This window comes from Bacillus sp. LQ01, assembly GCF_057624735.1.
Window position 1 is genome coordinate 1,479,308 of sequence record NZ_JBYEZL010000001.1, and the last position, 21,434, is coordinate 1,500,741.

The following is a 21,434-nucleotide window of genomic DNA, read 5'->3' on the forward strand; positions in this document are numbered from 1 at the left end:
AATTCAATACTCTTTTTAATAGTTAAATATCTAGTTACAACCAATTTTTAAAATTGGGGCTCGTTATCTGAAGTTATATCACTTTATAGGGGTTCAGATAGCAGCTTTCTTTGCTAATTCAGTAATATATTCAAAGAAAACATCATGTTTTACATCATAAACGACATTTACAGGTCGTCCATCAGTAGTTTCTTCTGTACGTCCTTGGCTTGGTCCGTATGTATGAACGATACTATTAATCGTTTCAGTTTTTGCAAGGCTAGTGTTTCCGACAAAAGCGGTAGTTAGTACATCCCATAAATAGTAAGTAGAGTTCGTTGAGAAGTGAACGAGAGGAGGGACCATTGCATAGCATTGACCAAGGAAATCCATACCAATATACTTTCGTTCTTTTGCCCATTGTTCACGTATGTTTATAGTTAACGGAACTTGGTTTGTACTTTCTAGTGTCACTAAGTCGATTTTAATTTTTGCATCCCATACACGAGCCACTGCTTCAGGGTCCCAAAACGAATTCCACTCAGCTGTTCCATCATGCTCTGGTTCATGTACATTGCCAGCTTTAAGAAATGTACCACCCATCCAAACAAGGCGTTCAATTTGATCTTCGATTATGGGAGCTTCATATAATGCACGAGCAAGGTCAGTTAGGGGCCCAGTAAATAATAAAGTTGTTTTTTCTTCCGTTTGTAGAAGCGTTTCTATTAAATGATGATGCGCAGGTTTTGCCGTCACGGGTGTTACAACTTTTCCAGACTCATTTAAAATTGGTAAAGCATCTACATAAAATGCATGCATCCGCCAGTCTTTCGGAAACGGGTTTTGCCCGCGAGAGTTTGAAGCGGCTACGGCAAAATTACCTTTGCCGAAGCGATCGATAATTTTACGACTGGCAGACATTGCGGGTTCTAAATAGCAGTCTGCTGGGATAACAGATACCCCCGTAAGTTCAATGTTTTCCATTTGAAGTAATAAAAATAATGAAATTAAATCATCTACGCCGCCATCATGATTGAAGTACACTTTTTTCTTCATTGTAATCTCCATCCTATATGATTTAGTTAGAAATTAAATATGAATTGAGGAAAAGTCATCAATAATTTCCACCACTTCAATTTCTCCATTAATCAGTAGCTCAGGAAGCTCATTTCTAATATTTCCTTTCCAATACTCTCTAGCTTGTTCGATTTTTTGAGAAAAAGGAATTCCATCTTCTTTCGGTAAAAGATTCCCGTCACCTTCAAAAGAACTTCCGATCACTCGTAGTTTAACAATCTGTAAAACTTCTCGATTGTAAGAATCAAATAGCGCTCTCCATTTCAAAGCATCCTCATAGCTTTTAGCAGCATATAAGCAAGATAATCTGGAAGGGTATTCAGGGAATTCTTGTAGTCTAACCATTTCTACAATTGTTTCTCTAACTGCTCTAATTGTTTGATCCATATAACTCATAACTACTTTAGTATTTTCATTATTTATATGTAATTCGTTATTTTTATAGTGTTTATTTAAAATTTGTATGCCATCTTCACCACTAGCATTTAATTGTTCTCTTTCAAAAAAGAAGTGATATAGAGTATTGTGTTGATTTTTGTTAAAAGGAATGATTTGTCCGATATGCATTTTTTTCCTTGTTACGATGTGATATGCGTAAAATTCTGCTTCATTCATGGTTGTCCTCCTAGTAATAATGTAATGAAATGTTAAATTTAGTAATTCAACATTGCGATATATATAACCTCTATAAGTAAAAGTGAGAATTAGAGTAGAAAGGAAAAAATATGAAAGCGTTTTAAATTTGTTCACAAAATGTTCACTTACGAAGGGGTTTCCAATGTCGATATAATGACAAAGACTCAAAGAGAAAGGATGATGAAATTTGCCAACAACAAGAAAGGAAAACCTCCAATTTGGCATGATGATGTGCCTTGGGATGGTTATCGTAATGACGTTTTACAATTTACTAATGAATGAAACAGGAGGACCAATTTATATTAAAGAGATTGCATTAGAACTATTAATTGGCTTTATTATTGCACTATTAATTGAAATATGTATCGTTGGACCTTGTGCGAAAAAAATTGTATTCATATTGCCATTTGATAAATCTAAAAAAATAAATATTATCGTTGCAATGGCGACAACTATGGTAATTGGAATGGTGTTCTTTATGTCATTTTTCGGTATGGCTATGATGTATTTACATGGTGGACTACAAGGAGATTCATTTGTTTCCATTTATTTTTCGATTTTTATTAAAAATTTCATAATGGCATATCCATTACAATTAATTATTATGGGACCGCTTGTACGTTTCTTATTTGCAAAGTTTGTTATGAAAAAGAAATCTTTTAATGTAGCGTAATTTTTATTTATAAAACATTATATATAAATAATAAAAAATAAACACATCTCGCATTTTTGAGGTGTGTTTTTTTGTTCATTCCAAGTTATTTTCATAGTGATGTGACATTTGTCCTTTTGCCATTATAGGATGATGGTTTTTAATTAAGTCAGAAATAAAGGATGAGGAGATGATTTTTTGAAAGGTATTATATTTGCTGTTTTTGCGGGGATATTTATAACACTTCAAGGAACCTTTAATGCGAAACTTAGTTCACATATCGGTATATGGTCGACGAGTATTATAACCCATTTAATTGGATTCATTATTGCAACAACTGTATTTTTGTTAAAGAAAGAAGAGAAAATAACGGATTTAAAGAGTGTGAAAAAAATATATTTAACAGCGGGTGCATTTGGTGGATTCATTATTTGTGCAGAAACTATGGCGATATATGCACTAGGAGTTACATTGACAGCTGGCACACTTATGGTTGCTCAATTGTTAACGGCAACAGTTATTGAAATGAAAGGACTGTTTCATATAAAAAAGATACAGATGGAGAGATATCATATTGTGGGAACAATAATAATGATTATAGGTATTGTTGTATTTAATATGTAAATGAAAGGAGAAATGAATATGGAGGATAGATCAGGTTTAATTACGCATTATTTGAAAACCAATAAAACGCTCGAGGTTTTTTCAGAAATAGATACAGCTTATTTTCAATTAAATCACTTTGAAAAAGACGAGCTCATTTGCAATATAGATGACGAAATGGATCGTTTATATTTTGTTGTTAAAGGTAAAGTAAAAGTTTACACGATTACATCTGAAGGGAAGAAACTAATTCTTCGCTTTATCAATCCATTGGCCATTGTTGGTGATATTGAATTAATTCAAAATAGCAAAGCGCATAATGTCGTTGAAGCTTGTTCAGATGTTGTAGCAATCTCTATTTCTAATACGGTTATTAGAAACAAGTTATTACATGATCCTATATTTATGAAGTTCTTGCTTGAAAACATTGCGAACACGTTAAAAATATCGACTCGTTTTACTGCTCTTAATTTACTTTATCCTGTAGAAGTACGTGTAGCTAGTTATTTGCTTTCAATTTCAACAGATAGTAACGGGAATATGTATAAAGGGGATTTGGATGCAACTTCAGTAACGAGTATTGCAGATTTTATAGGGGTAAGTTATAGGCACGTAATTCGGGTATTACAAAGATTTTATAATGAAAAACTAATTGAAAAGAGTAATGGAGTTATTGTAATTAAAGATTTTTCTAGAATGAAGGAAGTCGCTAAAGATAATATATATGAGCAATGAAAGGGAGAGGAAGATTTTGATTGGATTTAGTTTAGCTATATTAGCAGGAATATTAATTAGCGTACAATCTGTTTTTAATGCAAAAGTAAATGAAAATGTAGGGCAGTGGTTAACGACTACATGTGTCCTTGGGATAGGTCTCATTAGCTCTATTCTATTTTATATCATTACAGAAAACAGTATTAGCATTAAAGTGTATACTGCAAATTATTTGTTTTATGTAAGTGGACTGTTTGGTATCGGGTTAATTATTTGTATAATGGGTGCAATAAAGAGTCTAGGTCCAGCATATACGGTGCTAATTAGTCTTATTACTCAATTGGTTGTTGCGTTATGCATTGATACATTTGGATTATTTGGAATGGAGAGCATTCCATTACAAATAAATAAATTAGTTGGTATAGGTTTATTAATTGTGGGAGTAGGAATTTTTAAAAATCTATTTTTGAATAAGAAAGCTATTCATATAAATGAGGATAGTGTCTAAAGGATATAAAGGGGAAAAGTGTGAATGGTCAGAACTTATACATTTAGATAGTAATAAGTGAGCGATGAGGAGAGAGGATAAATGAATCAGTTAATGTTGCAAGATGGTGTACACTATTTGAAAAGCAATGGGGTATTGCATTGGTGTAAAGTTGCAGGGGCAGCTCATAATACAGTTCCTCTCATTATTGTACATGGTGGTCCAGGTGGCAATCATTATGTATTCGAAAGAACACTTGGGTTGAGGTTAGAAGAAAATATGACTGTTGTTTATTATGAACAAAGAGGATGTGGTAGAAGTGAGGCACCACAAGATGACGGTGAGTACTCAATCAATACTCTAGTCGAAGATTTAGAGGAATTAAGAAAGCAATTACATGTAGAGAAGATAAATTTGTTAGGATATTCTTTTGGTGGACAACTTTGTTTAGAGTATGCTTTGAAATATCCGAAAAATGTTGAACAAATGGTATTACAAGCACCATCGTTAGATGATTTAAATGATATGTATACTGTGCAGATAGAAGGTTTTCTACAAGTAACGAAAGGAGAAATGAAAGAAGAAATATTGATAATAAGTAAGTCAGAAATTCCTTTAAAAGAAAGGTATAATCAAGTTTGGAGTATAGTTGATACAAAAGCTGTAGATCGATTATTGTTTAAAAATGAAGAATTTGCAAAGCTAAATCGGAGTCTTTGGGAGGAAAGTCAGTTAAGTAATACAGGGAAGATGAGCAAAGTTATTTTTGGAACAAAATCATCTTTACCGCTTATTGAGCGTATTAAAGGTTTAGAAATTGATACGTGTGTCATAGTTGGAGCGCATGACTATAACACGGGTGTAGGAATGAGTTATAGAATAACGAGACAATTGAAAAATGGTAAACTTGTTATATTTGAAAATAGTGGACATTTCCCAGATATCGAGGAGACGGATAAAGTATGTGAAACAATTATTGAGTTTTTGGAATAAAAGGGGGATATTAAGGTCGAACCGAATTAATAGAGTTGAATTGGTTATTGGGATATTAAATCATGTAATATGCTAATTGTTTACTTGTAATTGAGGAAGAATCAATTAGTGTATTTGGAAAATAAGTAAAAAAGACCTCGTAAGGTGGAGGTCTTCTTGATTTATTATTTAATATTTTGAACTTATATGAACTGAAGTAGAAGAGTATGATAAGCAATTTCAGGGAACGAGAATATAACCGAATATAAAATATTACTAAACGTATATAACTAATGAATACAATGTCTTTTTCAGTTATTAAGTTGTAAATCATTTTATGATAAAATCTTTTACATAATTTAATAAAGGGGTAGTATTTAATGGGTTATTTCTCAAATGGTTTATTAGTTTTGTTTGTGCTTATCGTATGTAGTTGTATAATTTTTGGTTGATAATATAATGAGAGTCTTATATAAAAGAAGTTATCTCGCTTGAGATAACTTCTTTTTATTTTATATTGAGAAGGAATTCTATCTTTCTTATTGAAGTTTGTTCTAGTTATTTTTACATCGATCAGATTTGTGTAAAGGGAATTTTATGAAATATAAACAAGCCAGAGAATAGGGAGTGTTTACATGGAAAATAGTATACGCTACACAAGTGAACACCCTACAGATTTTAATGGATTATTATCCTTATACGAATCTTTAGGATGGAATTCTCTTAAATTAACGGTTAACGAGTTAGAACGAATGTGTAAGCAAAGTTGGTATGCAATTTATGTTTTTGATGATAAGAGGTTAGTAGGGATGGGGCGTGTCATATCAGATGGAGTCATAACAGGCATTATTTGTGGAGTTGGTGTATTGCCAAAATATCAGTCTAGTGGCATCGGAAAAGAAATAGTGAAACGATTAATCCAGCACTGTGAACAAAACAAGGTTATTCCACAACTTATGTGTGTAGAAAAATTGCAATCTTACTATGAATCTATAGGGTTTGAAGCATTCTCTATTGGGATGACAAAACATATTATAAGATAGAGGTGCTTTATCCTGCTATTTGTCGGGTAGTAAAACCCCACGGATTAAAGTTTCACTTTATATTTTCAGTTTACTTGTACATATTTTCAAACTTCAACATAAAGGAGAATGGCTGTATGGAGATTGCTAAAGGAGTAGAAATGTTACAACTTGAATTTCAAGAATTTGTTATTCATCCAATTCTTTTATGGAATGATGAAATGGCAGTATTAATAGATACGGGTTTCCCAGGACAAATTGAAGATATACAAGTAAAGATGGAAAAGGTTGGGGTATCATTTGATAAGTTAAAAGTCGTGATTTTGACGCATCAGGATATTGATCATATAGGTAGTCTGCCAGAATTGTTGCAGCGCTGTCGAAGTAATATTAAAGTTTATGCGCACGAACTAGATAAGCCATATATCGAGGGGGATTTACCTTTATTGAAGGACGGAAATGTAGAGAACCGCCCAAAAGGAAAAGTGAGTGATACTGTGATTGACGGGCAAGAACTTCCGTATTGTGGTGGAATACTAATTCTTCATACTCCAGGGCATACTCCGGGTCATATTAGTTTATATTTGAAACAAAGCAAAATTCTTATTGCAGGAGACTCTATGTATAGTGTGAATGGGATGTTAGGAGGAATTCACGCCCCAACAACTATAAATATTAAGGAAGCACAGCAGTCTTTGAAGAAGTATTTAAATTTACATATTGAATCTGTAGTTTGTTACCATGGGGGATTTAGTAAGGGGAATATAAATGTTCAACTTCAAAATTTGTAAAAGTTAAAGTGAAATTTTTTGTTAAACAGCATTGAAGTATAATCTGATTATTAGTATATAAATAAATTATAAAAGAGCATGTTTGAAAAAAATCAAACATGCTCTTTTATTAAAGCAAATCAGTTTAATATGAATGACCTAATCCGTTCCAATAAAAAGAAACGATTTCTTGTGATAATTCATCTATATTTGCAAGAATAGGATTGTGATTTTCATCTTTAAAATTCCCAATTGATAATAAAGATACGAAAGCATGAGCCGCAAATTTAGCGTTTCCTTTTGGGATTTCTCCGATGTGCATCGCATTATCGAGTGCTTTTTCTAGTACTTCATACATATTATCTTCAGCATTTTTTAATTCTTTCAATTGTTCTTCAGATAACGACAGTTTTGCATCTTTCATAAAATTTTTCATATCAATATCCATCGTTGCGTGTAAGTAAACTTTAGCGAAGTCTAATAATCTTTCTTCTAACGTTTTGTTTGTAGAGAGTATTTGAGACATATTCTCACGTATACGTACCATCATTTCGATCATAGTAGCAGTAAATAAATCGGCTTTTGTTGAATAGTAATAGTAGACAGTTGCTTTCGTAACACCACAAACTTTTGCGACCTCATCCATAGAAACGACTTGATAATTTTGTGTAAGAAATAAGCGGGTTGCTACTTCTAAAATGGTTTCTTTTGTAGATTTTGTATTTTTATTTTGACGCGGCCTTCCGATAGGACGTTGTTTTTGTTCCAAATACATTCGCTCCTGACATTTATGATTGAGATAATTATAACATAATTTTCAATCATTCTTGATTAATTAACCGACCAGTATATATAATTAATAATGGAGGAAAAAAGGAAGGTGGGTTTTTATGAAAAAGCACCCGTTACATATGTTAGGGAGGCTTGTGGCAGGGAAAAATACGCAATGGATCACTTTATCGGTGTGGATTCTTATTACATTATTACTTTCATTTACGTTACCACAAGTAAACAGTACGAAAGAACCGAATCCGAAAAATTTACCTGAAACAGCTATGTCACAGCAAGCGGAAGCGCTTATAAAAAAAGAGTTTCCGAATAATGCAGGGAATCCGTTGTTAGTAGTATGGTATAGAGATGGTGGATTACAGTCACAGGATTATAAACTCATACAAGATGTTTATAAGGAGTTAAAAGCTAGTCCTTTAAAAGAACAATCAACGTTACCACCATTTGATACAATCCCAGAGCAAGTATTATCAAAAAGTGCGTCAAAAGATGGTACATCATTTGTTACACCGGTATTTTTTAATAAATCTGCTGGTACGGATATATTAAAAGGAAATCTTGAAGAGTTTAGAAAAATAGTGAATAGTAAGGTGGATGAAGATCCATTTAAACAAAAAATAAGTGAATCTGGTTTACATGTTCGATTATCAGGACCTGTAGGTATTCAAACGGATGCAGTTAGTTTATTTAGTCAAGCAGATGTGAAATTGTTAGTGGCTACTGTACTACTAGTGTTAGTTTTGTTAATTTTACTGTATCGTTCACCAATTTTAGCGATTTTACCTATACTTGTTGTTGGCTTTGCATACGGTATTATTAGTCCTACACTCGGTTTTTTAGCTGATCACGGATGGATTAAAGTAGATGCCCAAGCGATATCAATTATGACAGTATTATTGTTTGGCGCTGGAACGGACTATTGTCTATTTTTAATTTCGAGATATAGAGAGTACTTGTTAGAAGAAGAAAGTAAATATAAAGCATTGCAACTTGCGATTAAAGCATCTGGCGGTGCAATAATAATGAGTGCGTTAACTGTTGTACTTGGATTAGGAACATTACTACTTGCTCATTATGGTGCCTTTCATCGATTTGCAGTACCATTTAGTGTTGCTGTATTTATAATGGGAATCGCGGCTTTAACAATTTTACCAGCACTATTATTAATTTTCGGTAGAATTGCATTTTTCCCGTTTATACCGAGAACAACTTCAATGAATGAGGAGTTTGCAAGAAAGAAAAAGAGGGCTGTAAAAGTTAAAAAATCAAAAGGCTCCTTTAGTAAAAAACTTGGAGATATTGTAGTACGAAGACCATGGACAATAATTATGCTAACTGTATTTGTATTAGGCGGATTGGCTTCATTCGTACCACGTATTCAATACACATATGACTTATTAGAGTCGTTTCCAAAGGATATGCCTTCTCGTGAAGGGTTTACGTTAATTAGTGATCATTTCTCAGCTGGTGAACTAGCACCAATAAAAGTTGTTGTTGATACGAAAGGCAAAGAGCTTCCTATTAAACAAGAACTAGAGAAATTTTCTTTCGTAAATACAGTGAAAGAGCCAAAAGAGGGAAAAGAAAATAAGCAAATACAAATGTATGAAGTTTCTTTAGCGGAAAATCCATACTCAATTGAAGCGTTAGATCAAATTCCTAAATTGAAAAGTAGTATAGAAAAAGTATTAAAAGGTGCTGGGATTAGTAATGCTAAAGATCAATTGTGGATTGGTGGGGAAACAGCTTCATTATATGATACAAAGCAAATTACGGAACGTGATGAATCAGTAATTATTCCAGTAATGATTAGCATTATCGCTTTACTATTACTTGTCTACTTACGATCGGTTGTTGCGATGATTTATTTAATTGTAACTGTCGTTTTATCATTCTTCTCAGCGTTAGGAGCAGGATGGATATTACTTCATTACGGTATGGGTGCGCCGGCCATTCAAGGTGCGATACCGTTGTACGCATTCGTATTTTTAGTTGCTTTAGGTGAAGATTATAATATCTTTATGGTTTCAGAAATATGGAAAAACAGAAAGACACAAAATCACTTGGATGCAGTAAAGAATGGTGTAATACAAACAGGTAGTGTTATTACATCGGCTGGTTTAATTTTAGCAGGAACTTTTGCAGTGTTAGGTACACTTCCAATTCAAGTATTAGTTCAATTTGGTATTGTAACTGCAATTGGCGTATTACTAGATACGTTTATCGTAAGACCGTTACTTGTACCCGCGATTACAGTAGTTTTAGGCCGATTTGCTTTTTGGCCAGGTAAACTTTCAAGAAAGAGTGAAGAAATACAAAAGGTGGATGCATAGTTAAAAAAGCCAAGGATATTTTCCTTGGCTTTTTTCAATGTAGTTAATTAATTTTTTGAAGTCAAATCATCAGATGCAGCGTGATCAGCATCTTCAATTGTTGTTTCGGGCATTCCGTATAAGCCGTTCATTGCTTGTTCTTCGATAGTAAGATTTGCAGTATTATTATTTTGAATAGATGTAGTGTTTTCAGTAACATTTTCTTTTTTATTCATATTTTTGTTATTCATGTATGTATCCTCCAAATTTCATTTGATTTATCTATAGTATGTGGATGGATTTCCAGAAATATGTGAATTGATTCTTACATATGTTATATAATTAAATGAATAATTAGGGTGAATTGTAAACTGTTAGGAGTGAACAAGTATGGTGAGAGCAAGGGAATTAGCCTTCTAAAATAAAAAGAAAATTTTAGGAGGCTATTAGAATGAAGTTTCATGTAATTGATAGAGAAGATTGGAATAGAGAGCGGTATTTTGAGCATTATTTAAAGTTGAACTGTACATTTAGTATGACTGTGAATGTTGATATCACGATGTTATTAGAGGAAGTATATCAAAAGGGAATAAAATTTTATCCCGTTTTTATATATTTAATTTCTAGAGTAGTAAATAATCATAAAAAATTTCGAACATGTTTTAACGATGAAGGAGTTTTAGGCTATTGGGAGGAAATGATACCGAGTTATACAATCTTTCATAAAGATGATAAGTCTTTTTCAAGTATATGGACGGATTATTCAAGTGATTTCCGCACTTTCTATAAAAATTATGAAGACGATATGAGATGCTATGCTAGTGTTCATGGTCTTTTCACGAAAGAAAATATTCCTCCTAATGTATTTCCGATTTCTAGCATACCTTGGACTAGTTTTACTGGATTTAATCTTAATATTAATAATGATGAAAATTTTCTATTGCCAATTATAACTTGTGGGAAATATTTTAACGAAGGAAATAAGGTTATGCTACCAGTTTCATTGCAAGTACATCATTCGGTTTGTGATGGATATGATGCGAGTCAATTTATAGAAGATTTACAGCAGTTAAGTAACACTTGCAACGATTGGCTTAAGTAATATCTAATTTTTAATTATATAAAGTGAAACTTTAATCAGTGGGGTGTCAGCCCCGCTGATTATTAGCCCAACCCCCACCTAACTTCTTTGCTTTCGCTGAATTTTGAGATGGGGGTCTTACTGCCCGGCAAATAGCGGAATAAAATTGAAAATGAATAAAAGAAGAGACCATGTTGATATTACATGGTCTCTTCTTTTATTCATTAATACTAAGTAATTGTGGAAAATATAGGGTGATTTGTAGTTTAATAGTAAAGAGAGTGATTAGTATTAATTTTCTTTGTTTTTAAAATTTTAAGTATGTAAATGTTTAACAGGGGGGAATAAAGTGAAATTCGTAAGCATTGAAAAAGATGAAATCTTAATTGGGGATATGGCAAAATTGTATTGTAAAGTATTTGAGAAAATAAATTTCAATGAAATAATCGAGCGAATGAATAGGCATATAGAATATACAGGTTTTAAAGGTATAGTAGCAATAAATGATGAAAATGAAGTAGTTGGCTTTACTTATGGTTATCGCTCAATGGAGGGACAGTACTATAATCAATTAATGAGAGAAGCGTTACATCTAGAGCAAGTAGACGAATGGTTACAAGATTGTTTTGAATTTGTAGAGTTAGCAGTCCACCCACAATATCAAAATGAAGGTCTTGGAACGAAATTACATAATGAATTACTAGAAGGGATTCCAAATAGAACGAGTGTTTTAACAACACAAATAAACAATGAAAAAGCACGTTCGTTATATGAAAGATTAGATTGGATAAATATATTGGAGCCATTTCATCCAAGTACAAATGATGTTCCATATGTAATAATGGGAAAAGCATTAAAAATAAAAGTGAATTGATAATTATGGCATTCACAAAAATGGTTGGTTTGTAATAATGAAGGGGAAAACGAAAATGACGAGAATATCTATAGAAAAAGCTACAATTTTAGATGCTGAGAAATTAACAGAAATAATGAAAAGAACATTTGATGCAGAAGCAAAACAATGGCTATACGGCCAAGATGATGTCATTGATTATAACATTCAACCGCCAGGGTATTCTTCAGTTGAAATGATGGAATATTCCATTGAAGAATTGGATTCTTTCAAAGTTGTAATGGATAAAGAAATAATTGGAGGGATAATAGTTACGATTTCTGGTAAGTCGTACGGTCGAATTGATCGTATTTTTGTAGATCCTGTTTATCAAGGAAAAGGAATTGGATCACATGTTATGAAATTAATAGAAAAGGAATATCCAAACATAAAGATTTGGGATCTCGAAACATCTAGTAGACAAATTAATAATCATCACTTTTATAAAAAGATGGGCTACCAAATGATTTTTGAATCGGAAGATGAGTATTGTTACGTGAAAAGAATAAAAACAAGCTCAAACAAAGAGAGTGTAGTTACAAATAAAGATATGAAAAATAGTCAATACGAAAACTGTAATTTAGCGAATACAGGGTATTATCAAGTGAATTTAAAAAACAGTTCATTTGTTGGTAGCAATATAATAAATATGAATATGAGTAATTGTAATGTAAGTCAATCAAAGTTTAGAAATATAAATTTTAGATGGTCATCATATGCAGATTTAAATCTTTCTGGCAGTAAATTTAATTTGGTGACTTTAGGTGGAGTGCAATTTAAAAATACAAGTCTCGGAGATGAGAAGGAACCTATTGTATTCGATAAATGTGATTTGGAAGGCAGCACTATAAGTAATAGTAATCTGAAAAATATTGAAATAGAAAATTGTAATATAGTCGGCATGAAACTAAATGGTATTCCAATTGAAAATTTGCTTAATTTATATAACGAGGCGAAAAGTTAACCAAATCCATATAGTTGTTAATCTTTTTGGAAATTAAGTATTATATCGAAATAATTATGTAAAAATGACATAAAGAAATACGAGTGAGAAGGTCATTCATACACGTTTCTCTAGAATACACACAAACAAATATATTGTTATTTATATGGAGGAGAGAAAGATGGGGATCAACGTTAGAGCAGTAGAAATACAAGATGCTAGAGCAATTCATCGTATATGTATACAGGATGACGTTTTACCGTATATGGTTTTCTTACCTAGCATGCGTGTAGAAGCTATGGAAAATAGAATTCGAAATTTAGCACCAAATCAATTTGAATTTGTTGCAGAATATGATGGAGAAGTTGTTGGATTTGTAGGTTTAACACAAAGTCCGGGCCGAAGATCTCATTCAGGCGATTTATTCATTGGGGTAGACAGTGAATATCATAATAAAGGAATTGGGAAAGCACTTCTTATGAAGATGCTTGATCTGGCTGATAATTGGTTAATGTTAGAGAGAGTAGAACTAGGTGTGTTAGAAACGAATCCAAAAGCAAAAGCTTTATATGAAAAATTTGGATTTGTAGAAGAGGGAGTAAAGATAGGGAATTTGAAAGCTCACGGAAAGTTTATTAATGAAATTATGATGAGTCGTTTTAGACCGAATGGTTTAATTGTACATAATGAATAGTTAAAAGCATGACAGTATACTGTCATGCTTTTTCATTAGAATTTGGCTGTAATAAAAATAATACTAAACCAATAAAAATAACGGTAATTCCTAGTCCTTGTTGTAAAGAAATAGTCTCATGTAATATAAAGTACGCTAGCATACAAGTGCCAATTGTTTCACCTAAAATACTCATTGAAATTACAGTAGCACTCATCCATTTTAATAACCAATTAAAAATGGTTTGTCCTAAAATTGTAGCAATGAAAGCTAATCCAATAAAGCACAACCAAGTTTGTGTAGAGTAATGGATGAAAGATTCTTGTTGCATGAAAGCAAATATGCTAAGAAAGCCAGCACTACTTCCATAACTAATTACCGAATATGGTATAAGTGACAAATCTTTACGAACGTGTTGGCTAATGAAAAAATAAGCAGTAATGATACCGGCAGCGATAAATGCTAAAATATCTCCATATAAAGCTTCTCCACTAATTTTGAAATCTTGCCAGCCAATGATGATACTACCTGAAATAGCGATGAGGCAACCAATAACCGCTCCTTTCGTAAATCTCTCCTTAAATAAAAAATAACCACCAATCATTGAGAACAAAGGTTGTAACGTTACGATAACTGTAGAGCTTGCTACAGAAGTATATTGTAATGATTCAAACCATAGTACATAATGTGCAGCTAAAAATAGCCCAGATGTGAATCCGAATGTCCATTGTTTTTTCGTTAAAGTTTTTAGCTCATTTCGACTATTTTTATTAAATAGTAATAACGGTAACAGGATCAGTGTGGCAAAGAATAATCGGTAAAAAGCAATGATTGTCGCAGGAGCATCTGCCAATTTTACAAAAATTGCTGAAGTTGATAAGGCGAATACACCAAAAAATAAGATGAAATATGAAAGAATAGGTGATTTCAAAGTTTGTCCCTCCGATAGAATGTTTATTATAATAAACTTAATGCGATATAATGTACAAAAGTAAGTATATAAGTCCCGGAGATAATAGGAAAGGATTATTTGCCTTTGTTTAGTATGTCAGCACAAAGACAATGAAATATGCATTATGATGGACGAAAGGAAGTTTTACTATGATACATGATAGGCTTGGACAAACAGTATTAAGTTATCGTAAGAAAAATAATATGACAATTCGTGAATTTGCTGATTATGCAGGGATTAGTACATCACTAATTAGCCAAATTGAAAGAGGACATGCTAATCCTTCTTTAAATGTTTTGGAGTTAATTGCAAAAGCATTAAATGTACCGCTGTTTACACTTTTTATTAATGATATCGATACAGATTCGCTCATTTCTAAGAAAAAAGATCGAAAAAAAGTATATCGGGAAAACAATGATCACATTGTATATGATGTATTAACACCTGATTTTATGAAAGCACGTATTGAAATGTTAATGATGGATTTAAATAAACAAGCAAACACAACAGAAAGTCATTATTCCCATGAAGATAAGGAAGAGATTGCTGTTATTATGAAAGGGGAAGTGTACGTAGAATTGGAGGGAAAAGAATATTTTTTAGAAGAAGGCGATGTTGTACGTATTCCACCAAATGTGAAGCATCGATTTTTGAATAAAAGTGATGAATCGAATCACATTTTATTTGTACTGACACCATCTTTAGGATGAAAATATAGTGATTTTAACTAGAGGAGAAAGAAAATGGAAAACAAAAGTATTTTAAAAGGCGGCCTTTCAATTATTTCTCAATGTAAAAAAGAAACAAATGATATTTGGCATGCGCATTTTGGAGCAGCTGCAATTGCCAGTTATTTTAATCATATAAAGAGAGCTCCAAATTATAAAGATATAATATTAGAAAAATTATTCATTCTTAATGAACGTCAATAATCTGTAAAAGAAAGCTTAATCTAGTTTCTTTTTTTGTTAGTAGTATATTATTTTTTCAAATATGTAAGATTTTACATGCGTATTTTACTTTTACTAATTATGTAAGTAGGCTATACTGAAATACATACATTTTATTTTTGGAGAGATGTAAAACGACATGGAACTAGCGAAATTGGAAAAAGTAATTGAAATAAAAAAAGAAGAACTTTTATATTTAGTATCGGATTATGGAATTCAACATGAAAAAGTATTGGCATTGAGTCAAGAACTAGACAAATTAATCAATTACTTTATGTTTTTAAAATAAAGAGAACTATGACGTGGTTTGTATATGTTATAGTTCTTTTTTATTAGGTAATTTGAAAATATATTCAAATATATTGTCTAATTTCTTACAGAATGCGCAACTTGCTAGTCGAATATAAGGACTTTTGGTTATAATAAAAAGGAATTATTAATTGTATCGGTTAGGAGCGCAGCACATATGAAAACAGTTGTTGTTATCGGTGGAGGTATAACGGGACTTTCTACTATGTTTTATTTAGAAAAATTAAAAAAGGATTATAATATCGATTTAAATTTTATTCTTATTGAGAAAGAAGAGTATTTAGGTGGTAAAATCCATAGTGTGGAAGAAAAGGATTTCATTATGGAGTCAGGAGCGGATTCAATCGTTGCTCGTAATGAATATGTTATGCCACTTGTAAAAGATTTAAATTTAGAAGATGAAATGGTATATAATGAAACGGGTATTTCTTACATATATTCTGAAAACATGTTACATCCGATTCCTTCTGATACTATATTTGGGATACCGATGAGCGCCCAGTCTTTGTTTAGCAGTACGCTAGTCTCAACGAAAGGGAAAATCGTAGCTTTAAAAGATTTCATAACGAAAAATAAAGAGTTTACGGAAGATACATCACTTGCTCTATTTTTAGAAAGTTTCTTAGGGAAAGAGTTAGTGGAAAGACAAATTGCTCCTGTACTTTCAGGCGTATATTCTGGTAAGTTGAATGAGCTTACAATGGCATCTACATTACCGTATTTACTGGATTATAAAAATAAGTATGGAAGTATTATTAAAGGTTTTGAAGAGAATAAAAAACAATTTCAATCAGCAGGAAATAAAAAATTCGTATCATTTAAAGGTGGACTATCTACGATAATTAATCGCTTAGAAGAAGTGCTCACTGAAACTGTCGTAAAAAAAGGTGCTATAACGACGGCTGTAAGTAAACAAGAAGATCGATATGAGATTTCTTTTGTAAATCATGAAACAATACAAGCTGATTATGTTGTTTTAGCAGCTCCGCATGATATAGCACAAACTTTATTACAGTCTAATGAGTTAAATGAGCAGTTTAATACATTTAAAAACTCATCTCTTATAAGTATTTACTTAGGATTTGACATACTAGATGAACAACTACCAGCTGACGGCACAGGGTTTATTGTAACGGAAAACAGTGATTTACATTGTGATGCTTGTACATGGACAAGTCGAAAGTGGAAACATACATCGGGTAAACAAAAATTATTAGTAAGAATGTTTTATAAGAGCACCAATCCGGTATATGAAACAATCAAAAATTATAGTGAAGAAGAATTAGTACGAGTAGCTTTATATGATATTGAAAAGAGTCTCGGAATTAAAGGTGAGCCAGAAGTAGTCGAAGTTACAAATTGGAAAGATTTAATGCCGAAATATCATTTAGAACATAATCAAGCGGTTCAAGCATTGCAAGAAAAAATGACGAATCTTTATCCAAATATATATTTAGCTGGTGCCTCATATTATGGTGTCGGAATTGGTGCGTGTATTGGAAATGGAAAGAATATAGCCAATGAAATAATGGCTACATTAAATAAATAATACTGTAGAATAAATAAAAACTGTTCCTTCAGCAAAATGGAGGAACAGTTTTTATTTATTTTATTTGAATGGAAATTGTATTGTTTTTTACATTGTTTTCTTTTATTGTTAATGTTATTTCTCCAGACTCTTTAAATGAATACGGTGATAGTTGATAAATATCTTTTATATCATGTTTTTCTTGTAATTTATTTACCGGTATTGATACGATATTTGGCTTCCATGTTTCTTGTTTTCCTGAAGGATATTCTATAAGTATTACCGGATTTTTTAACTGTATTGTTTTCCAAGAGACGAAATATAGTTGTACTTCTGTATCTTTTTTTAATAATTCTTCGGAGAAATAACCGAATTCGCCTACATTACCGAAAACAGTATAGTTTTGATTTTTTAATTTAATATCTAAATAACTAGGTTGATATGTTACCGCATGATAAGTTCCATATGAAAGTGAGAGTATGGCAGCGATTAAAATACCGATTGAAAATGTCCTAAAGCTATTACCTTTAAAGCTAGTCATCATGAATGAGTTTGGTGTGAATTTTTTTGCGAATAAAAAAATAAGTAATATGAGTAAGAGGGATAAGCCGATGAATATATACATAGGAAATCTTCACCTCCACAATAAAATAATATATTAACTATATTTTACCATAAATGTATGGGGTAGGTTGGTTGTTTAGAAAGAGAAAATGAAGAAACAATTTCTTTACAGTTCTTGATAATTTAAAATTCGATTTATGGAAATTATAGCGTCATGTTTGAGGTGCAATCAGAAGGTATCTAATTCGTGTATATAGAATTAAGAGAGAATGTACCATTAGAAATGTTTGATTTATGGAACAATAAGGACTTTACTAATTATACATATTTTTTCTGATATAATGAATGAGTAGAGAGAAAGGAGTGATCCTATGGCATTTCCTATACTAGAAACAGAACGCTTACGTTTAGTTGAAATAGAACAATCTTATTGTCAAAAAATATATGAAATCTTTTCATTGGATGAAGTGACGTGTTACTACGGTATGAATTCTTTTACGGAGTTTGGACAAGCTTCACGTATGATCGAATCTTTTTCAAAAAATTACTTTGAGAAAAAGGCAATACGATGGGGAATTGTGTTAAAAGAAACGAACGTTTTAATAGGAACAATTGGACTAAACAATTTACAATTATGGAGTAAACGATCTGAGATTGGATATGATCTGCATCCTCGCTATTGGGGAAATGGTTATGCTTCAGAAGCAGCTGGAGAAATTATTAATTATGGATTTAAAGATTTAGGTTTGTTTAGAATTGGAGCTATTACATATCCTGAAAATGTTACTTCTTGTAGAATGTTATCTAAAATTGGCTTCCAAAAGGAAGGGCTATTGCGCGGATATATTCATCAAGGAAATAAGCAACACGATGCATTATTGTATTCTATAGTGCGAACTGATGTTGAGGACATAAATTTATAATAAAAAAAACCTCTTAATTAAAAGAGGTTTTTTTTATTATAAATTAACCTAATTTAGGTAATAAACGTTCTCCGCTTTTCATGCTACTTTTACATAAAGGGCATTTAGGCTCTTCTTCAAATGAAAAGTTCTTTCTCATCCATCCTAAACAATCCTCTGATTCACATTCCCAAACAGGGGTTTGTTCTGGTGGTACTTCTGCTACATCGTTCTTTCGATTGCGATACATGTAACCACTCCTTTTATGTAAAAAATTTTAGTTATATATTAAAAAGGTTGTTAACCTTGCTGGTAACAACCTTTTTATTGTTTGAATTATAGCTTTACAACGTTTTTAGCTTGAGGTCCGCGGTTACCTTCTTCAACTTCAAAGCTAACTTCTTGACCTTCGTCAAGAGACTTGAAGCCGTCGCCAGTGATAGCTGAGAAGTGAACGAATACATCGTTACCGTCTGCAACTTCGATGAAACCGAAACCTTTTTCGCTGTTAAACCATTTTACTTTACCTGTTAATGTCATGGTAATGCCTCCTAAAAGTAGAAAAATTACAATATGATCGGCCTTATTTGAATGAAAATAAAATTTCACATATTATCAAAAACCCATAAGGAGTACAAACTGTCCCCGATTGATACTTGATAATATGCAAAGAAAATATAGTGTTAAATTGACCTTAATTACTATCTTACAACAAATGGTGGGAAATAGCAAGTGCTGGTAATACCACTGAGTAATCTGGGTGATAATAGTAAAGGCACAAAGGCACCTCTTTTATTTATATATTATTCCTAATTGGGATTTATGCAAAATCATGTAAGAAAAACTTAGAGTAAATATTAATAATATATTTTTCGTGGTAAAATATGGTTGGTTACTGTTGGTAGTTAAATATTATAAAAGGAGAAAAGAAAGTGAAAAATAATTCATTTATAATAATTGAAGCAGCAAAAGCAGGGAGAAAAAAGGTCCATCCAGTCTTTGCTGTAATATTAGCCATTATATTTTTGACTTTAGGCGAACTTTTTATGTTATTTATGTTATTTTTACCGAAAGCTGAAACGATATTCATGAAAGGTATTTATGACAATGTTAGAATGGTGTTAACGTTTGGCGGAGCTATATTTATTTTATTTATATGGGTTCGTTTTGTAGAAAAAAGACCTTTTTCATCCATTGGCTTTTGGAAAGAGAATTGGATGAGAAAGTATTTAAAAGGTGCGTTAATAGGGTTTTTATTTATTTCAACGCCAGTTATTCTACTATTATTAATGGGGAGTGTGAAATTGCAAGTACAACATATTACCTCAACAGTGATAGTAGGAATAGTAGGATCTCTAGTTGCATTTTTAATACAAGGGGCAACGGAAGAAATTATTGTACGAGGTTGGTTATTCCCGGTTCTTTCTGTTAGAAGTCGTATATGGGTTGGAATAATTGTAACTTCATTTTTATTTGGATTTCTTCATCTACTTAATCCAGGAATTACAATATTATCTATATCGAATATAATATTAGTGGGTGTTTTCGCAGCTTTATATGTATTGAAAGAAGACGGTCTGTGGGGAATATGTGCATGGCACTCAATTTGGAACTGGGCTCAATATAATGTATATGGTTTTGCAGTTAGTGGCACAACTGTATATTCTACTCCAATTTTTAAGTCTATAACAAATGGACCAGAAACATTGCATGGAGGCACGTTCGGAATTGAAGGTAGTATCATTACAACAATCATGCTCACTGTCGCTTCAATTGTTTTATGGAGAAAGTTATGGGGAAGAAAAGCGAAACAACGAAATTTTAGTTAATGAAAGAGGGAGAAACTATGGGGATAATAGCATTTGAGGGAGCAAGCGCTGTTGGTAAAAGTACCACGTGCCGTGAATTAGAAAAGAATTATGGTGCTTATATAATACCTGAAGTGAATTCTTTATTTGAAAGGCCAAAAAATGAACATAGAACATGGTATTTTGAAAAACAAGTTGAGCGCTGGAATATAGCTGTTCAGAAGTCAAAGCAATATGAATTAGTAATACTCGATGGCGATATTTATCAGCCACTTAGTTATAATTGGTGTTTTCATTTTGATATATTTAATCAGCCATTATCTTTAATAGAAAATTTTTATAAAGAAAAGATGATAAATAGGGAAATTGGCTTTCCGGATCAATATTTTTATTTATATACGAACGATGAAGAACTTAGAAAGCGGAAAGTATCTGATGAGACGAAAAGAAGAAGAAACTTTGAAAAACATTTACATATATCAAAATCGTTTCAGCGTTATTATGAAAATTTAAATACTGTTACAGATGGGTATTGTAAATTAATTGAGGCAAAAAGTGTAAGAAATAATGAATTAGAAATAGTGAGAAACTCACAAAATTTGAACGTGTGTGAAGAAAGACGTTTTGATGTTTCGAAGTTAGATGCTATTACGAAGTGGTTAAAAGAAAATCGTGCATAAAGTAAAAACAACGAGTGTTGTAGAACGCGCTCGTTGTTTTTTTGTTTCTTTATAAATATAAAGGAAAAATTTGTAGAATATTTTCATTATTTAACAGAATAATCTTTCAATTTTAAAGAAAAAGAAATACAATATGAGG

27 protein-coding genes are annotated in these 21,434 nt (G+C 31.9%); 19 read left to right on the plus strand and 8 right to left on the minus strand.

What is annotated here, in order from left to right:
- Positions 1-93 precede the first annotated feature (93 nt).
- Complete coding sequence (locus AC22L0_RS07775) at positions 94-1,047, minus strand: nucleoside hydrolase (protein WP_002196477.1); 954 nt, start codon at positions 1,045-1,047, stop codon at positions 94-96.
- Between the two features lie 21 nt (positions 1,048-1,068).
- Positions 1,069-1,671 (minus strand): DUF2441 domain-containing protein, encoded by a 603-nt coding sequence (locus tag AC22L0_RS07780; RefSeq protein WP_001001048.1) that lies wholly within the window; start codon positions 1,669-1,671, stop codon positions 1,069-1,071.
- 208 nt (positions 1,672-1,879) lie between these two features.
- On the opposite strand from AC22L0_RS07780, the gene AC22L0_RS07785 reads away from it, so the two are divergent.
- The 7 genes from AC22L0_RS07785 (at position 1,880) to AC22L0_RS07815 (ending at position 6,933) form a co-directional block, all read left to right on the plus strand.
- A complete protein-coding gene (locus tag AC22L0_RS07785) occupies positions 1,880-2,365 on the plus strand; it encodes a DUF2798 domain-containing protein (RefSeq protein WP_002103059.1) in 486 nt (161 codons plus the stop codon).
- A gap of 177 nt (positions 2,366-2,542) precedes the next feature.
- Positions 2,543-2,968 carry a DMT family transporter gene (locus AC22L0_RS07790; protein WP_000676014.1) on the plus strand — a complete coding sequence of 142 codons (426 nt, stop codon included), beginning with the start codon at positions 2,543-2,545 and terminating at the stop codon, positions 2,966-2,968.
- An 18-nt stretch (positions 2,969-2,986) separates the two neighbouring features.
- Positions 2,987-3,682, plus strand: coding sequence for a Crp/Fnr family transcriptional regulator (locus AC22L0_RS07795; protein WP_000390197.1), 696 nt, complete (start codon positions 2,987-2,989; stop codon positions 3,680-3,682).
- Positions 3,683-3,698: 16 nt separating this feature from the next.
- A complete protein-coding gene (locus AC22L0_RS07800) occupies positions 3,699-4,169 on the plus strand; it encodes a DMT family transporter (protein ID WP_000579027.1) in 471 nt (156 codons plus the stop codon).
- An 81-nt stretch (positions 4,170-4,250) separates the two neighbouring features.
- A complete protein-coding gene (locus tag AC22L0_RS07805; protein WP_001072690.1) occupies positions 4,251-5,141 on the plus strand; it encodes an alpha/beta fold hydrolase in 891 nt (296 codons plus the stop codon).
- 614 nt (positions 5,142-5,755) lie between these two features.
- Positions 5,756-6,163 (plus strand): GNAT family N-acetyltransferase, encoded by a 408-nt coding sequence (locus AC22L0_RS07810; RefSeq protein WP_000431735.1) that lies wholly within the window; start codon positions 5,756-5,758, stop codon positions 6,161-6,163.
- A gap of 116 nt (positions 6,164-6,279) precedes the next feature.
- Positions 6,280-6,933: an MBL fold metallo-hydrolase gene (locus AC22L0_RS07815; protein WP_087967871.1), complete on the plus strand. Its 654-nt coding sequence runs from the start codon at positions 6,280-6,282 to the stop codon at positions 6,931-6,933.
- Between the two features lie 124 nt (positions 6,934-7,057).
- On the opposite strand, the gene AC22L0_RS07820 is transcribed toward AC22L0_RS07815, so the two are convergent.
- On the minus strand, positions 7,058-7,681 hold the full coding sequence (locus AC22L0_RS07820) for a TetR/AcrR family transcriptional regulator (protein WP_000435996.1): 624 nt from the start codon (positions 7,679-7,681) through the stop codon (positions 7,058-7,060).
- A 121-nt stretch (positions 7,682-7,802) separates the two neighbouring features.
- Here AC22L0_RS07820 and AC22L0_RS07825 point away from each other — a divergent pair, with 121 nt between their 5' ends.
- Positions 7,803-10,034: an MMPL family transporter gene (locus AC22L0_RS07825; protein ID WP_000716543.1), complete on the plus strand. Its 2,232-nt coding sequence runs from the start codon at positions 7,803-7,805 to the stop codon at positions 10,032-10,034.
- A gap of 47 nt (positions 10,035-10,081) precedes the next feature.
- On the opposite strand, the gene AC22L0_RS07830 is transcribed toward AC22L0_RS07825, so the two are convergent.
- Positions 10,082-10,264, minus strand: a complete 183-nt coding sequence (locus AC22L0_RS07830) for a DUF4021 domain-containing protein (protein ID WP_001060660.1) — start codon at positions 10,262-10,264, stop codon at positions 10,082-10,084.
- Between the two features lie 200 nt (positions 10,265-10,464).
- On the opposite strand from AC22L0_RS07830, the gene catA reads away from it, so the two are divergent.
- The 4 genes from catA to AC22L0_RS07850 all read left to right on the plus strand — a co-directional run bounded on the left by catA (position 10,465) and on the right by AC22L0_RS07850 (position 13,623).
- Positions 10,465-11,115 carry a type A chloramphenicol O-acetyltransferase gene (gene catA / locus AC22L0_RS07835; RefSeq protein ID WP_000668544.1) on the plus strand — a complete coding sequence of 217 codons (651 nt, stop codon included), beginning with the start codon at positions 10,465-10,467 and terminating at the stop codon, positions 11,113-11,115.
- A 328-nt stretch (positions 11,116-11,443) separates the two neighbouring features.
- A complete protein-coding gene (locus tag AC22L0_RS07840) occupies positions 11,444-11,968 on the plus strand; it encodes a GNAT family N-acetyltransferase (RefSeq protein WP_000673963.1) in 525 nt (174 codons plus the stop codon).
- A 37-nt stretch (positions 11,969-12,005) separates the two neighbouring features.
- Positions 12,006-12,950 (plus strand): GNAT family N-acetyltransferase, encoded by a 945-nt coding sequence (locus AC22L0_RS07845; protein ID WP_002061342.1) that lies wholly within the window; start codon positions 12,006-12,008, stop codon positions 12,948-12,950.
- A 160-nt stretch (positions 12,951-13,110) separates the two neighbouring features.
- Positions 13,111-13,623: a GNAT family N-acetyltransferase gene (locus AC22L0_RS07850; protein ID WP_000512617.1), complete on the plus strand. Its 513-nt coding sequence runs from the start codon at positions 13,111-13,113 to the stop codon at positions 13,621-13,623.
- Positions 13,624-13,645: 22 nt separating this feature from the next.
- Here the strand turns inward: AC22L0_RS07850 and AC22L0_RS07855 are convergent, their stop codons facing one another.
- On the minus strand, positions 13,646-14,533 hold the full coding sequence (locus AC22L0_RS07855; protein ID WP_000841812.1) for a DMT family transporter: 888 nt from the start codon (positions 14,531-14,533) through the stop codon (positions 13,646-13,648).
- A gap of 170 nt (positions 14,534-14,703) precedes the next feature.
- Here AC22L0_RS07855 and AC22L0_RS07860 point away from each other — a divergent pair, with 170 nt between their 5' ends.
- From AC22L0_RS07860 to AC22L0_RS07875, 4 genes are all read left to right on the plus strand, one after another.
- On the plus strand, positions 14,704-15,264 hold the full coding sequence (locus AC22L0_RS07860; RefSeq protein ID WP_000581029.1) for a helix-turn-helix domain-containing protein: 561 nt from the start codon (positions 14,704-14,706) through the stop codon (positions 15,262-15,264).
- Between the two features lie 33 nt (positions 15,265-15,297).
- Positions 15,298-15,486: a hypothetical protein gene (locus tag AC22L0_RS07865; protein ID WP_087967869.1), complete on the plus strand. Its 189-nt coding sequence runs from the start codon at positions 15,298-15,300 to the stop codon at positions 15,484-15,486.
- 157 nt (positions 15,487-15,643) lie between these two features.
- Positions 15,644-15,793: an aspartyl-phosphate phosphatase Spo0E family protein gene (locus AC22L0_RS07870; protein WP_000417698.1), complete on the plus strand. Its 150-nt coding sequence runs from the start codon at positions 15,644-15,646 to the stop codon at positions 15,791-15,793.
- 177 nt (positions 15,794-15,970) lie between these two features.
- Positions 15,971-17,362, plus strand: coding sequence for a protoporphyrinogen oxidase (locus AC22L0_RS07875; protein ID WP_087967867.1), 1,392 nt, complete (start codon positions 15,971-15,973; stop codon positions 17,360-17,362).
- A 55-nt stretch (positions 17,363-17,417) separates the two neighbouring features.
- On the opposite strand, the gene AC22L0_RS07880 is transcribed toward AC22L0_RS07875, so the two are convergent.
- Positions 17,418-17,966, minus strand: coding sequence for a hypothetical protein (locus AC22L0_RS07880; protein ID WP_000275250.1), 549 nt, complete (start codon positions 17,964-17,966; stop codon positions 17,418-17,420).
- A 310-nt stretch (positions 17,967-18,276) separates the two neighbouring features.
- Here AC22L0_RS07880 and AC22L0_RS07885 point away from each other — a divergent pair, with 310 nt between their 5' ends.
- The gene (locus tag AC22L0_RS07885; protein WP_000885392.1) at positions 18,277-18,828 is read left to right on the plus strand and encodes a GNAT family N-acetyltransferase; all 552 of its coding nucleotides are present in this window, start codon (positions 18,277-18,279) and stop codon (positions 18,826-18,828) included.
- A 43-nt stretch (positions 18,829-18,871) separates the two neighbouring features.
- On the opposite strand, the gene AC22L0_RS07890 is transcribed toward AC22L0_RS07885, so the two are convergent.
- Positions 18,872-19,057 carry a cold-shock protein gene (locus AC22L0_RS07890; protein WP_000286203.1) on the minus strand — a complete coding sequence of 62 codons (186 nt, stop codon included), beginning with the start codon at positions 19,055-19,057 and terminating at the stop codon, positions 18,872-18,874.
- Between the two features lie 86 nt (positions 19,058-19,143).
- The gene (gene cspD, locus AC22L0_RS07895; protein ID WP_000176366.1) at positions 19,144-19,347 is read right to left on the minus strand and encodes a cold-shock protein CspD; all 204 of its coding nucleotides are present in this window, start codon (positions 19,345-19,347) and stop codon (positions 19,144-19,146) included.
- Positions 19,348-19,739: 392 nt separating this feature from the next.
- Between cspD and AC22L0_RS07900 the strand changes: the two genes are divergently transcribed.
- Together AC22L0_RS07900 and AC22L0_RS07905 are read left to right on the plus strand one after the other, a co-directional pair.
- Positions 19,740-20,636, plus strand: coding sequence for a CPBP family intramembrane glutamic endopeptidase (locus tag AC22L0_RS07900; protein ID WP_087967865.1), 897 nt, complete (start codon positions 19,740-19,742; stop codon positions 20,634-20,636).
- The gene (locus tag AC22L0_RS07905; RefSeq protein WP_002005064.1) at positions 20,636-21,295 is read left to right on the plus strand and encodes a nucleoside/nucleotide kinase family protein; all 660 of its coding nucleotides are present in this window, start codon (positions 20,636-20,638) and stop codon (positions 21,293-21,295) included. Before AC22L0_RS07900 ends, AC22L0_RS07905 begins: the two co-directional genes overlap by 1 nt.
- Positions 21,296-21,434 lie beyond the last annotated feature (139 nt).